This window comes from Actinomyces procaprae, from assembly GCF_004798665.1.
Classification (GTDB): Bacteria; Actinomycetota; Actinomycetes; order Actinomycetales; family Actinomycetaceae; genus Actinomyces; species Actinomyces procaprae.
In genome coordinates, this window is sequence record NZ_CP039292.1 from 1,877,462 (window position 1) to 1,890,522 (window position 13,061).

Annotated in this window: 11 protein-coding genes; 6 read left to right on the forward strand and 5 right to left on the reverse strand. The window is 69.7% G+C overall.

What is annotated here, in order from left to right; genetic code table 11:
• Nucleotides 1-31: 31 nt before the first annotated feature.
• On the forward strand, nucleotides 32-742 hold the full coding sequence (locus tag E4J16_RS07520; RefSeq protein ID WP_136313660.1) for a hypothetical protein: 711 nt from the start codon (nucleotides 32-34) through the stop codon (nucleotides 740-742).
• Between the two features lie 90 nt (nucleotides 743-832).
• On the opposite strand, the gene glgA is transcribed toward E4J16_RS07520, so the two are convergent.
• A complete protein-coding gene (gene glgA, locus E4J16_RS07525; protein WP_136193326.1) occupies nucleotides 833-2,065 on the reverse strand; it encodes a glycogen synthase in 1,233 nt (410 codons plus the stop codon).
• Nucleotides 2,066-2,317: 252 nt separating this feature from the next.
• Between glgA and glgC the strand changes: the two genes are divergently transcribed.
• On the forward strand, nucleotides 2,318-3,562 hold the full coding sequence (gene glgC / locus E4J16_RS07530) for a glucose-1-phosphate adenylyltransferase (RefSeq protein WP_136193229.1): 1,245 nt from the start codon (nucleotides 2,318-2,320) through the stop codon (nucleotides 3,560-3,562).
• 113 nt (nucleotides 3,563-3,675) lie between these two features.
• Complete coding sequence (gene serB / locus E4J16_RS07535) at nucleotides 3,676-4,386, forward strand: phosphoserine phosphatase SerB (protein ID WP_136313661.1); 711 nt, start codon at nucleotides 3,676-3,678, stop codon at nucleotides 4,384-4,386.
• Nucleotides 4,387-4,503: 117 nt separating this feature from the next.
• On the opposite strand, the gene E4J16_RS07540 is transcribed toward serB, so the two are convergent.
• Both E4J16_RS07540 and E4J16_RS07545 read right to left on the reverse strand, forming a co-directional pair.
• A complete protein-coding gene (locus E4J16_RS07540; RefSeq protein WP_136193227.1) occupies nucleotides 4,504-5,016 on the reverse strand; it encodes a SixA phosphatase family protein in 513 nt (170 codons plus the stop codon).
• The gene (locus E4J16_RS07545) at nucleotides 5,006-5,857 is read right to left on the reverse strand and encodes an SDR family oxidoreductase (RefSeq protein WP_136313662.1); all 852 of its coding nucleotides are present in this window, start codon (nucleotides 5,855-5,857) and stop codon (nucleotides 5,006-5,008) included. Before E4J16_RS07545 ends, E4J16_RS07540 begins: the two co-directional genes overlap by 11 nt.
• Nucleotides 5,858-6,059: 202 nt before the next feature.
• On the opposite strand from E4J16_RS07545, the gene dusB reads away from it, so the two are divergent.
• Nucleotides 6,060-7,250 (forward strand): tRNA dihydrouridine synthase DusB, encoded by a 1,191-nt coding sequence (gene dusB / locus E4J16_RS07550; RefSeq protein WP_240038428.1) that lies wholly within the window; start codon nucleotides 6,060-6,062, stop codon nucleotides 7,248-7,250.
• Nucleotides 7,251-7,317: 67 nt separating this feature from the next.
• Here dusB and E4J16_RS07555 read toward each other — a convergent pair whose 3' ends face one another.
• A complete protein-coding gene (locus E4J16_RS07555) occupies nucleotides 7,318-8,709 on the reverse strand; it encodes a YibE/F family protein (RefSeq protein ID WP_420809302.1) in 1,392 nt (463 codons plus the stop codon).
• Between the two features lie 480 nt (nucleotides 8,710-9,189).
• On the opposite strand from E4J16_RS07555, the gene E4J16_RS07560 reads away from it, so the two are divergent.
• Nucleotides 9,190-10,305, forward strand: a complete 1,116-nt coding sequence (locus tag E4J16_RS07560; protein ID WP_136313665.1) for a hypothetical protein — start codon at nucleotides 9,190-9,192, stop codon at nucleotides 10,303-10,305.
• 240 nt (nucleotides 10,306-10,545) lie between these two features.
• Here the strand turns inward: E4J16_RS07560 and E4J16_RS07565 are convergent, their stop codons facing one another.
• Entirely contained in the window at nucleotides 10,546-11,940 is a 1,395-nt protein-coding gene (locus E4J16_RS07565; protein ID WP_136313666.1) for a glycine--tRNA ligase, read from the reverse strand.
• Nucleotides 11,941-12,074: 134 nt separating this feature from the next.
• Here E4J16_RS07565 and E4J16_RS07570 point away from each other — a divergent pair, with 134 nt between their 5' ends.
• A complete protein-coding gene (locus tag E4J16_RS07570) occupies nucleotides 12,075-13,061 on the forward strand; it encodes a metal ABC transporter substrate-binding protein (protein ID WP_136313667.1) in 987 nt (328 codons plus the stop codon).

Here is a 13,061-nt window from a genome sequence, read left to right on the forward strand (position 1 = left end):
CCTTAAGCAACTGGGGCTATGGTGCGGCGTCGTGGATCCTCTCGCGCTGCCGCTGTCCGTCCTGCTGGCCCTGTGGGCGCCGCTGCCCTCCTCTCAGGGACGCGCCGTCGTGCAAGGTCCCGACGGCGTGCATGAGGCCGCCGACGACGTCTCCCCGTGGGGGCTGGGACGTGTCCCCCTGGAGCAGTGGGTGGCCGACTTCGGCCCGCTCGCCAGGGTGAGCGCGGTGCTGCCCTCCCCTGGGGACCCGCTTGCGGGACTGGCCGCCGCCGTCGAGGTCGGCGAGGGCGTCGTGATGCAGGCCGTCACCGGACGCAGCGTGCTGCTGGTACCGTGGGCCGCCGGAACCTCCGTGACCTGGCAGGTGGAGGAGATGCTCGCACCGCTTCCGCCGCTGGACGCATCCCAGGCGCGCCGCGACGTGCACTCCGCCACCGAGGACGCCATCGATGCGCTGGTCGAGCTGGACCTGGCCCGCGAGCGCCCCGAGCTGGCAGACACGCTCAACGACCTGGTCACCGCCGTCGTCGATCCGCGGCTGCTGCCGCCCGGCATGGATACGCGGCGGCGGGTACTGCTGGAGCGGTCCCTGCGCCTGCGGGCGATGTGCACCCTGGCCCTGGACGACGACGGCGCGGCCACCACGGCGCTGCAGGCCGACCGGCGCGCGGCGATTCTGCGTCCACTGCTGGCCGCCGCCCGGCAGGGCGTTGCCGCCGCCACCGAGTGGTGGGCGCACTGACGCTCCTGCGCCGAGGGCGCCGCCACCGTTCACAGGTGGCGGCGCCCTCGGCGTTATGCGGCAGTCCGGCTGGCTACGCGCGCGACGGCGTCAGCGCGGGTTGGCCAGCGCCCACCGGTAGACCTCCATGGTCCGGTCGGCGATGGCGGTCCAGGAGAAGTGCTCCTCCACCCGCTTGCGGGCGGCACGGCCCATCTGCTGGGCCTTGTCGGCGTCCATGACCAGCTCGGTGAGCCGATCGGCCAGGTCGGTGGCGAACTGCTCGGGGTGGATGGGGGTACCGGTGCCGTCTTGCAGCTGCTCGATCGGTACCAGGTAGCCGGTCTCGCCGTCGACGATGACGTCCGGGATGCCGCCGGTTGCGGAGCCGACCACGGGCAGCCCCATGGCCATGGCCTCGAGGTTGACGATGCCCAGGGGCTCGTACACCGAGGGGCAGACGAAGACGTCGGAGGCGGCCAGAACCGCCTGGAGCTCGCGGTGCGGGAGCATCTCCTCGATCATGATCACGCCGGTGCGCTGCCCCTGCAGGGCGGCGACGGCGTCATCCACCTCCGCCTTGATCTCGGGGGTGTCGGGGGCGCCGGCGCACAGGATGACCTGGACCTCGGACGGCAGCTTCTCGACGGCGCGCAGCAGGTGGGGCAGGCCCTTCTGCCGGGTGATACGGCCGACGAACACCACCGTGGGGCGGGAGGTGTCGATGCCGTAGCGCTGGCGGACCTGTGCGGCCAGTTCATCGAAGTCGGCGTCCTCGGGGCGGGCCCAGCCCGCCAGGTCGATGCCGTTGTGCACCACCTTGACGCGCTCGGGGTCGACGTTCGGGTAGGACTTGAGGATGTCGGCGCGCATGCCGTTGGACACGGCGATGATCGCGGAGGCCCCCTCGTAGGCCTGCTGCTCCGCCCAGGAGGACAGGGCGTAGCCGCCGCCCAGCTGCTCGGCCTTCCAGGGGCGCATGGGCTCCAGGGAGTGGGCGGACAGGATGTGGGGGATGCCGTAGAGCAGGCCCGCCAGGTGTCCGGCGAGGTTGGCGTACCAGGTGTGGGAGTGGACGATGTCCGCACCCTCGACTCCGGGCACCATCTCCAGGTCGACTCCGAAGGTGCGCAGGGCGGCGTTGGCGCCCTCGAGCTCGGCCACCTCCGGGTAGCCGGTCACGCCCGCGTCGGCACCCTCGGTGCCGGGCTCGCGCGGACCGCCGAAGGCGTGCACGCGCACGTCCGCAAGTGGTCGCAGTACCTTGGCGAGCTCATTGACGTGGACACCGGCACCGCCGTAGATGAAGGGCGGATACTCCTTGGTCAGCAGGTCGACTCGCAGTCCGTCACTGATGTTGGTTTCGTCGGTCACAGCACTCTCCTTCGTGGTTGTGCACCCATGCACATCCGGCGGGCCTTGTCGTAGGTCACACAGTATCTCCGACCGGGGCTCGGCGCCCAGTTTTGGCGCGTCCGGGTCCGCTCCCGTGCCGGCGGCGCGCTGGCACCCGGCGCGCCGGACGATCCGGAAGCACTTCAATCCAATCGGCCCATTCGACTCCCGAGATGACGAAAATCACCGTATGGTAGCCCCATGGCTTCTCCTCGCGTCCTCGCAATCATCCTCGCCGGCGGTGAAGGCAAGCGCCTCATGCCGCTGACGGTCGACCGCGCCAAGCCCGCCGTGCCCTTCGGCGGGATCTACCGGCTCATCGACTTCTCCCTGTCCAACATGATCAACTCGGGCTTCCTGAAGGTGGTCGTGCTCACCCAGTACAAGTCGCACTCGCTGGACCGCCACATCTCCAAGACCTGGCGAATGTCCGACATGCTGGGCAACTACATCGCACCCGTACCCGCGCAGCAGCGCGTGGGCAAGCACTGGTTCCTCGGCTCCGCCGACGCCATCTACCAGTCCCTGAACCTGGTTGAGGACGAGCGCCCGGACTACGTGGTCATCACCGGTGCGGACAACATCTACCGCATGGACTTCTCCCAGATGCTCGACCACCACATCGCCTCCGGGCTGCCGTGCACCGTCGCCGGCATCCGGCAGCCGCGCGAGCTCGCGGACCAGTTCGGCATCATCGAGTCCGACCCCGACTCGCGCGGCAAGATCAAGGCCTTCGTGGAGAAGCCCAAGGAGACGCCGGGCCTGCCGGACTCCCCGGATGAGGTACTCGCCTCCATGGGCAACTACATCATGGATGCCGACGCCCTGACCGAGGCGGTCACCATTGACGCCGCGGACGAGGCCTCCAAGCACGACATGGGCGGGAACATCGTCCCCTGGTTCGTCGGCCAGGGAGCAGCCGGCGTCTACGACTTCAAGGACAACGAGGTCCCCGGCGCCACCGAGCGGGACCGCGACTACTGGCGCGACGTCGGTACCGTGGACGCCTTCTACGAGGCTCACCAGGACCTGATCAGCGTCAGCCCCGTGTTCAACCTGTACAACAGCCGGTGGCCGCTGTTCGCGGGCTACACCAACTCAATGCCGCCGGCGAAGTTCGTCTACGGCCATCACGAGCGCCTGGGCCACGCCGTCGACTCCGTCGTCTCCCCGGGTGTCATCATCTCCGGCGGTGAGGTCATCTCCTCGGTGCTCTCCCCCGAGGTTCGGGTGAACTCCTGGTCCTCGGTGCGCGAGTCGGTGCTGATGGACGGGGTCAACGTCGGACGCAACACCGTGGTCAACCGTGCCATCCTGGACAAGAACGTCGTCGTCGAGGAGGGCGCCATGGTCGGTATCGACCCGGAGCACGACCGTGAGCGCGGCTTCACCGTGACCGAGTCCGGCATCACCGTCGTCGCCAAGGGCCAGCGGGTCACGCGCTGACGACGGATCGGAGTCCCTGACCCGGCGCAGAGCGGCCGGGTCACGCCGCCCCGGGATCGCGATGATCCCGGGGCGGCGTCGTGTGTGGCGCCGTCATTGGTTAGCATCCGCCCATGCACTCATCCACGCCCTCCGCCGTCAGCCCCGCCGGTACCCCGCGCATCAGCGGCGCACACGCCACCGGCGAGCTGGCCTCCATGGGGCCCGGCCTGCTGGTGATGGACGTCGACTCGACCCTGATCGAGCAGGAGGTGATCGAGCTGATCGCCGAGCGCGCCGGCACCCGGGATCGCGTCGCCGCGGTGACGGAGCGAGCCATGCGCGGAGAGCTGGACTTCGCCGCGTCCCTGCGTGAACGCGTGGCGACGCTCGCCGGCGTGCCGGACTCGGTATTCGCCGAGGTGCTGGAGCAGGTGCGGCTGACCCCGGGGGCGCGGGAGCTCATCGCCGCCCTGCACGCGCGCGGATGCCGAGTCGGGGTGGTCTCCGGCGGTTTTGAGGAGGTTGTGGGCCCGCTCGCACGGCGCCTGGGGATCGATCATGTGGCCGCCAACCGGTTGGAGGTTGCTGACGGCGCACTGACCGGCAGGGTGGAGGGGCGGATCGTGGACCGTGAGGAGAAGGTCCGTTGCCTGCGCGCATGGGCGCAGACGGACGGCGTCCCCATGGCGCGCACTATCGCCATGGGTGACGGCGCGAATGATCTTGGCATGATCGCAGCGGCGGGGCTGGGGGTGGCGTTCTGCGCGAAGCCGGTGGTGGCCGCGGCAGCGCCAGCCGCAGTGCATGTGCGTGACCTGACGGCGGTGCTGGAGCTGCTCTAGCACGCCAACCGCACCGAGGTCGGTCGTTGTTACCACCGAGGTCGGTCGTAATAACCACCGAGGTCGGTCGATATAACCACCGAGGTCGGTCGAAGTGGCGCCGTGGGTCGGCGTGGCTCAGCGCGGAGCGGTGACGATCTCGCTCAGGTGCGCGGCCCGGGGGCCGAGCCCGGCCCATTGCCCCGAAACCTGTAGCAGGAGTGCGGTGGCCGTCGGGATTCCGAAGGAGACCTGGTCGGCAAGGTCGTCGACGGTGTCGTGCAGCATGTGCGCCAGTACCGAGACGGTCGGCTCGTGGCCAACCACCAGCACCTGACGGGTCGTCTCCGGCAGGGGCTGCAGCAGGCGGAGTATGCCTCCGGGGCCCTCGTGGTAGATCTCCGGCTCCACCCGCGTTTGTGCGGGGGCCAGGCGCTCACGCATCGGGCCGGCGGTCTGGCGGGCGCGGGCAGCGGGTGAGACCAGCAGCAGGTCGAGGCTCGGCACCCTGCGTTCCAGAGAGCGGGCGAGCTCGTCGGCCAGGAGTCGTCCACGCGAGGTCAGCGGGCGCTCAAGATCGGTGGGAGCGTTGTGGGACGCCTTCGAGTGCCGTACCAGCACGAGGATCTTCCCGGGGGAGTCATTCGTCACGCGGATACCCTACCGTCAGCCGCAGGGGGGCACCGCCGTCGGCGTGGATGACTTGACCGGTGGTGGCCGGCAGCCAGTCCGACAGCAGCGCAACAGCGGTGCGGGCGACGGCGGTGGCATCGTTGCGGTCCCAGCCCAGTGGGGCGGCCGCCTCCCAGCTAGTCGCCAAGGCGTCCACCCCGGGGATGGCCGAGGCGGCGGGTGTTGCCAGTGGTCCGGCGCTGACAGCGTTCACGCGCACGCCCGCCGGGCCCAGTTCGACGGCGAGGCCGCGCACGCTCGCCTCGAGCGCCGCCTTCAGTGGCCCCATCCAGCCGTAGCCGGGGTGGACGTGCCCGGTGTCGAAGGTGAGGGCCACCACCGACGAACGCGGGCCGAGCAGGGGGCGTAAGGCGTCAACCAGTGCCGGGAGGGAGCCCGCCGACACGGTGAACGCCTCCGCCAGTGACCGGGCGCGCGCGCCCGGGTCTGCGGTATCACCCCCGGCCCCTGTGCGGGAGGGCAGCAGCGTGCCCAGCACGGTGGGGCCGCCGCGGGCGATGGCGTGTACCACGCCGTCCAGGCGCTCCACCCCCGCCGTGCGCAGCCGCTCCGGCAAGGCGGCCAAGGAGGCCGCGTCGGCCACGTCCAGGGGCAGCGCATCCGGTGACCCGCCAAGGCGGCGGGCCGTAGCCGCAGTCAGGTGCAGCGTGCGCGGGTGACCGGTGAGGACCAGGCGCGCACCCTGCTGCCGGGCGGCGACGGCGATGGCGGCCGCAATGGATGCGGGACGCAGTACGCCCGTGACCAGGATGGTGCGGCCGTCGAGTAGGCCCGCGGACGGGTGCGGTTGCTCGCTCATGGCACCAGCCTTGCACGCGGCGGCATCCTGAAGCAGGATGTGCCAGCATGTGCCGGTGACTCCTTCGTCTGAGCCGAACCTGCCGCCGAGCGCCTCGCCGGTGCCGGCATCGCACTGCCCCGCAGACGCCGAGGGTGATGTCGCACCACCGCCCCTGCGTATCGGCCCGCTTGCTATCGCCACACCCGTGGTACTTGCGCCCATGGCGGGAGTGACTAACGCCTCGTTCAGGCGCCTGTGCCGCCTCTACGGCGAGCGGGCGCTGCCAGACGCGCTACGGCCCGCACTTGAGGGGCCGGTCACCACCGACGACGGCGGCCTGGCTGCTCCGGCGGGCCTGTACGTCACCGAGATGGTCACCACAAGGGCACTGGTGGAGCGCAACGCCAAGACCCTCGCCATGGTGCGCACGGACCCCGCGGAGCGGGTTCGCTCCATTCAGCTGTATGGGGTGGATCCGGCCACGGTGGCCGCTGCGGTGCGGATCCTGGTGGAAGAGGACCTGGCCGACCACATCGACCTCAACTTCGGCTGCCCGGTGCCGAAGGTGACCCGCAAGGGCGGTGGCGCGGCTCTGCCCTGGAAGCGGGACCTGCTGGAGGCGATCATGCGCGCGGCGGTGCAGGCCTCGCAGGCGGCGGTACACGCCGCCCGCCGGGAGTACGAGGTGCCGGTGACCGTGAAGATGCGGCTGGGCATCGACGAGGAGCACGAGACCTTCCTGGATGCCGCCCGGCTCGCGGCCGATGCCGGGATCGCCGCGCTGGCGCTGCATGCGCGCACGGCCCGGCAGCACTATGCCGGCAAGGCCCGCTGGGACCAGATCGCCCGTCTGAAGGAGGCCACCAGCCTACCGGTTCTGGGCAATGGGGACGTGTGGAGCGGGGACGACGCCGTCGCCATGCTGAAGGAGACCGGCTGTGACGGCGTCGTCGTCGGGCGCGGCTGCCAGGGGCGGCCGTGGCTGTTCGCCGACATTGTCTCCGCCATGCACGGCCACAAGGAGCGCACCCGTCCCGACCTGGACGCGGTGATCGCCGTGATCAAGGAGCACGGGCGCCTGCTGGCGGCGGAAATGGGCGAGGACCGGGGGGTGCGTGACCTGCGCAAGCACATCGGCTGGTACCTGAAGGGCTATCCGGTGGGTGGGGCTGCGCGTGCCGAGCTGATGCGCGTGTCCTCGCTCACCGAGCTCGACGCGGCACTGGCACGGATGCGTGAGCGCCTACCCGAGCAGGTGCCCTTCCCCGGAAGTGCGGCAGAGGGTCCGCGTGGGCGGGCCGGCAGCCCGCGCCGACCCCACCTGCCCGACGGCTGGCTGGACTCCCCCTGCCTCGGCGAGGCGGATCGGGCGCTGCTGGCCGACGCCGAACTGGACGTCTCCGGAGGCTGAGCCGACGCGACGCGCCCAGCCGCTCGCTGAACCGAGACGGCGAGCCCGTTCCCCGCGGGCATGCGCCTCATGGCCGTTGCCCGCGGAGCACCGAGTCAGGCCCTTGCGGACGTGGTCGACTCGCCGGTGCGGCACACAGGGCGGCGGCGATCGCCGTCGTCGCCGGGATGGCCAGCACCAGGCCGATGGAGGACACCAGGGTGCGCACGACCTCCTCGGCGATCTCACCGGACAGGAGCGTGTCTGTGAATGACCGGTCGATCAGGGAGGCGGCCAGGATCAGCGGCAGGGCGGTGCCGGCGTAGGCGAAGGCGAGGGTGTAGACGGTGGAGGCGATGTGGTCGCGGCCGATTCGCATGCCGCCGGTGAACAGTCGTGCCCGCCCGAGTGCCGGGTTGGCGGCGTGCAGCTCCCACACGGCGGAGGCCTGGGTGATGGTGACATCGTTGAGTACGCCCAGTGCCGCCACCACCATGCCGCAGGTGAGCAGGGCCTGCAGGTTGATGCCGCCCACCATTGCCGTCAGTGTCAGCGCGGTCTCCTCGGTGGCACCGGTCAGGTTGGCAGCGTCCACGCCCCACAGTGACAGCAGGACGGTGATCACCACGCCGGCGAAGGTGCCCAGCAGGGCGGTGGTGGTGCGCACGGAGATGCCGTGGGCCACGTAGACGGCGGCGAGCATCATGGCCGATGCCCCCACCAGCGTCACCCACATGGGTGAGGCCAGGTCCAGCAGCGCCGGGATCATGAAGCCGAGCAGGACGCCCGTGGCCAGCAGCAGACCCAGCACGCTCAGTGCCCCCTTGCGTCCGGCAACGGCGACTACCAGCACCAGGTACACGACCGCCAGCGCCGCCACCGGAACCTGGCGGTCGTAGTCGACGAACACGTACGGGGTGCCGGAGGCGAGTGCTGCGGGGCTGTACATGACCTTCAGGCGATCTCCGGCGTCGGCCGCGGCCAGGGACTCGGCAGGGACGTGCACCGGCATGACCAGGCCAGCGCCGTCGCCTGAGGTGATCTCCGCGCAGACGGCGTCGGCCAGCAGGGAGTCGTTTGACACCCCCGCCAGTGCGCCGGTGGTGTCGGCGCAGTCGGCGGTGTCCAGGGAGGTGATGGTGGCGGACTCCATGCTCGCTCCGTCGGCGGTGAAGGGCCGAGAGCCAAGCAGGGAGCCGCCGCCCGGCCACAGCACGATCAGGCCGATCAGTGTGGCCGCAACCAGGGGCACAACGATTGCGGCCAGTACCAGGCGTACTCGCCCGGCCTCGGCAGCCCCCAGGTTGAGGGGGCCGGAGTGGCTGTGCGCCGCAGAGGGTGCGTGCGGGCCCGAGTCGTGCGAGCCCGAGGCGGCATCGGCACCTCCGGTCGGTGATTCCCCGGCGTCAGCGTTGCTCGGCTCATGGATGGGCGGCTCGGCGGGCGCTGCGGCGGCGTTCGGCGTCGTCTCGTCGTTCACGCCGCCATCATGCCCGCCGAACGGGCCGAACCGCGGGCACCGCGCAGGCACGTCGCCCTGATGCGGCCGGCCCCGGCTTGAGCCGGCTTGAGGTGCCTCGGGCGGCACGAGCCGGCAGGCGTGCGCCGACCAGCCGCTCATCCCCCCGGCCAAATACACCCCGGCACGTTGCACGACCCCGGGCCGCGTTGCACGGCCTTCGGGTGCGTTGCACGACCCCCGGGTGGTCGTGCAACAGGCACCGAGGTCGTGCAGTGTCACCGAGGTCGTGCAGTGAGAGGCCCGCGGCACCGCAAAATGAGACCAACCAGCGGTCGAGGATTACGGACAGTGCGGACCACCGAAATACTCCCGCGGAGGCCGGCCAACCAAGGCGCCAAAACACACAGGTGACATTAGCGGCACCCCAGACAACCGTTTGTCCACAGTCGACGATACGAGTAGTGGTCATCGCACCCGACTTCGGCGAATACTGAAGCCATGCCCGCCTCGCCTGACCAAGCTCGCGACCGTGATCTGTTTCCCGTGCTGATTCACACCGGTCGGCATGACCGCGCCGGCGTCGCGGTCCCCCGCTCCGCGCTGCGGCTTGCCCCCGGCATTCACTGGGTTCCAGCCCCCGAGGCGAAGCGCTGGCAGCACCGCTATACCTTGGCCTTGGCACGCGCCATAACCGCGCAAACAACGCACCGCTCCGCGTGCTGCCTCACGCACGCATCCGCCGCCCTTGTACTTGGCCTGCCAATGATGACCCAGGAACCGGACGTATACCTCGCGGTTCCCAGCACGCCCAAGCGAGTAAGCACGCCGCTGCCCTTGATCAGCGTGCCTCCCACGGGACCGCCGCGGTCGAGCGCAAACGAGGACTTCTACTGCCGACAGATCATGCTTTGGCGCCGACACTTGGACCTCCCGGAGAAAGACATCACCGTGGTCGGCGGGGTGCCGGTCACCACCGTGTTACGTACCGCCTTCGACTGTGCGTTCGACGAGCCCGCGCACAATGCCCTGGCGATTGCCGACGCGGCCCTGCGCCTGTACTGTCGCACGCAGCACGACAACCGCAGCCTGGATGCGCAGGCCGAAGCACGCGCCCGCGGCATTTGGCAAGAATGGCTTCAACAGTCCGCACGCAGACACGGAGTCGCACAAGCACGGGCAGTACTGGGGGCGGCGACGCCGCTGGCCGACTCTCCTGGCGAAAGCGTCATGCGCTGGCTGACTCTCGTACTCGGACTTGCGCCTCCACAAGTGCAGTACCGGGTGAGCGACCGCGCGAACATGTGGTGGCTCGACCTGTGCTGGCCCGAGCATGGCATCGTCATCGAGGTTGACGGCCGGATGAAGTACAACACCCGGGAGGACGCCTGGCAGGAGAAACTGCGCCAGGACGCCATCCAGGCCATGGGCTGGCGATTCATACGCGTGACTTACGGAGAGTTCCGCGATCTGCGCGCGCTGGCGGACAAGATCCTCGCGGCCTTTCCGCCCGGGGTTGTCGCCTCCCTCAGACCCAACCATGATCTGCTGCGGCCGGGTACGAGGCTGGAAGCGGGGCTGCACGAAGGCTCCCTGCTGGGAATGCGCCGACGCTGAACGCAGTCGCCCCACGCGTCCTCCCCGAACCGAGCCGACGCCGGGCACATCTCATGGACAGCACGACCCCCGGCTGCGCTGCACGACCTTGGTGCCTGTTGCACGACCACCCGGGGGTCGTGGAACACACACCAGGGTCGTGCAATGTCACCAAGGTCGTGGAACGGCCGCGCTGCCCGGCCAGACGCCACTCAAGCGCCGGCCGGGCAGCCAGCATCTAGTTGTCCAACAGCGGACTGTTCAGCAGCCGACCAGGCGCTCGGCCAGGTAGCGCTCCACGCCCTCGAGCGGGATGCGCTCCTGGGCCATGGTGTCGCGCTCGCGCACCGTCACCGCACCGTCCTCGGGCGACTCGAAGTCGTAGGTGATGCAGAAGGGGGTGCCGACCTCGTCCTGGCGGCGGTAGCGGCGGCCGACGGCGCCGGCCTCGTCGTACTCGACGTTCCAGTTGCGGCGCAGCCGGGCGGCCAACTCGCGGGCCGGGCCGGTCAGCTCCTCCTTGCGGCTCAGCGGCAGCACTGCGGCCTTGACCGGGGCCAGGCGCGGGTCCAGGCGCAGCAGCACGCGCTTGTCCACCCCGCCCTTGGTGTTGGGCGCCTCGTCCTCGGTGTAGGCCTCCACCAGGAAGGCCATCAGTGAGCGGGTCAGACCCGCCGAGGGCTCGATGACGTAGGGGGTCCAGCGCTCGTTCTTCCCCTGGTCGAAGTAGGACAGGTCCTTGCCGGAGTGCTCCGCGTGGGTAGACAGGTCGAAGTCGGTGCGGTTGGCGATGCCCTCCAGCTCGCCCCACTCCCCGCCGGCGAAGCCGAAGCGGTACTCCAGGTCAACGGTGCGCTTGGAGTAGTGGGAGAGCTTCTCCTTGGGGTGCTCATACAGGCGCAGATTGTCCTCGCTGATGCCCAGGTCCGTGTACCAGGCCGTGCGGTAGTCGATCCAGTACTGGTGCCACTCCTCGTCGGTTCCGGGCTCGACGAAGAACTCCAGCTCCATCTGCTCGAACTCGCGGGTGCGGAAGATGAAGTTGCCGGGGGTGATCTCGTTGCGGAAGGACTTGCCGACCTGACCGATGCCGAAGGGCGGCTTCTTGCGGGCGGCGGTCATCACATTGGTGAAGTTGACGAAGATGCCCTGCGCGGTCTCGGGTCGCAGGTAGTGCAGGCCGGCCTCGTCGTCGACCGGGCCGAGGAAGGTCTTGAGCAGGCCGGAGAAGGCCTTGGGCTCGGTGAAGGCGCCGCGGGTGCCGCAGTTGGGGCACACGAGCTGGTCCAGGGTGACGGTGTCCGGGTTGTCGATCCCGTGCTTGGCGGCGTAGGCCTCCTGCAGCTCGTCCTCACGCAGCCGCTTGTGGCAGGAGGTGCACTCGATCAGGGGGTCGGTGAAGGCGGCCACGTGCCCGGAGGCCACCCATGTCTCGCGCGGCAGGATGACGGAGGAGTCCAGGCCGACGACGTCGTCGCGGGAGCGGACCATGTACTGCCACCACTGGCGCTTGATGTTCTCCTTCAGCTCCACACCGAGCGGTCCGTAGTCCCAGGCCGAGCGGGTACCGCCGTAGATCTCACCGCAGGGGAAGACGAATCCGCGCCGCTTGGCGAGGTTGATGACACGGTCGAGCGTAGAGGGAGTTGCTGCCACTGTGTTTCTCCGTAGGTCCTGTAGGTGATGTCTTCTACTGTCCGCACGCGGTCGGTGGGACGAACGGTGGTCAGTCTACGGGTCTTGGCGGCCGGATTTGACGACCCGTCCACCACAAGATGAGAATGGTTCCCATGAACGTTTCTCGCCGCTCCCGCCGAGCGCTCGCCGTCATCTCGGCCGCCGCGCTCGGGCTCGCCTGCGCACCACTGACCGCATGCTCCACCGATTCCAGCCGCGACGCCGACGGCGCCCCCCTGTCCGTCGCCGCCTCCTTCTACCCGATCCAGTACTTGGCGCAGGCAGTGGGCGGCGAGCACGTGAACGTCACTTCAGTGACGCCAACCAACGTGGAGCCCCACGACTACGAGCTCGCCCCCAAGGACGTCACCGCCCTGTCCGACACCGACCTGGTGGCCTACGTGCCCGGTTTCCAGCCGTCCCTGGACGATGCCCTGACCGAGGTCTCCGGACCCACGGTCCTGGACCTGTCCGATGCGGTCACCCTCACCCACCACGACGGCGTGGAGCACGACCACGAGGACGGCGACGACGAGCACGCGGACACCACCCACGCGGAACACGGCGAGGACGCCGACGAGACCGAGGCCGCCGACCCGCACTTCTGGCTCGACCCGGTAAGAATGCGGTCGGCCGCCCAGGCGATCGAGACCGCCCTGGCTCAGGCAGACCCGGACCACGCGGCCGACTACGAGGCCAACCTCGCAGCTCTTACCGAGACCCTTGACGGCCTGGACAACGACTACTCCACCGGGCTCGCCCAGTGTGAGCGCAGCACCTTCGTCACCTCCCACGCGGCCTTCGGCTACCTGGCCGAACGGTACGGACTGACCCAGGCGTCCATATCCGGCGTCGACCCGGAGTCCGAGCCCAGCCCGGCGGAGCTGGCCGCTGTGAAGAAGATCGTCCAGGAGACCGGGACGACCACGATCTTCACCGAGGACCTCGTCTCCCCCAAGACCGCCGAGGCGCTCGCCGCGGAGACCGGCGCCACCACCGCCGTGCTCAACCCGATCGAGTCCGCCCCCGAATCCGGCGACTACGCCGCGGCCATGAGCACGAACCTGCAGGAGCTGCGGACCGCGCTATCCTGCAAGTGA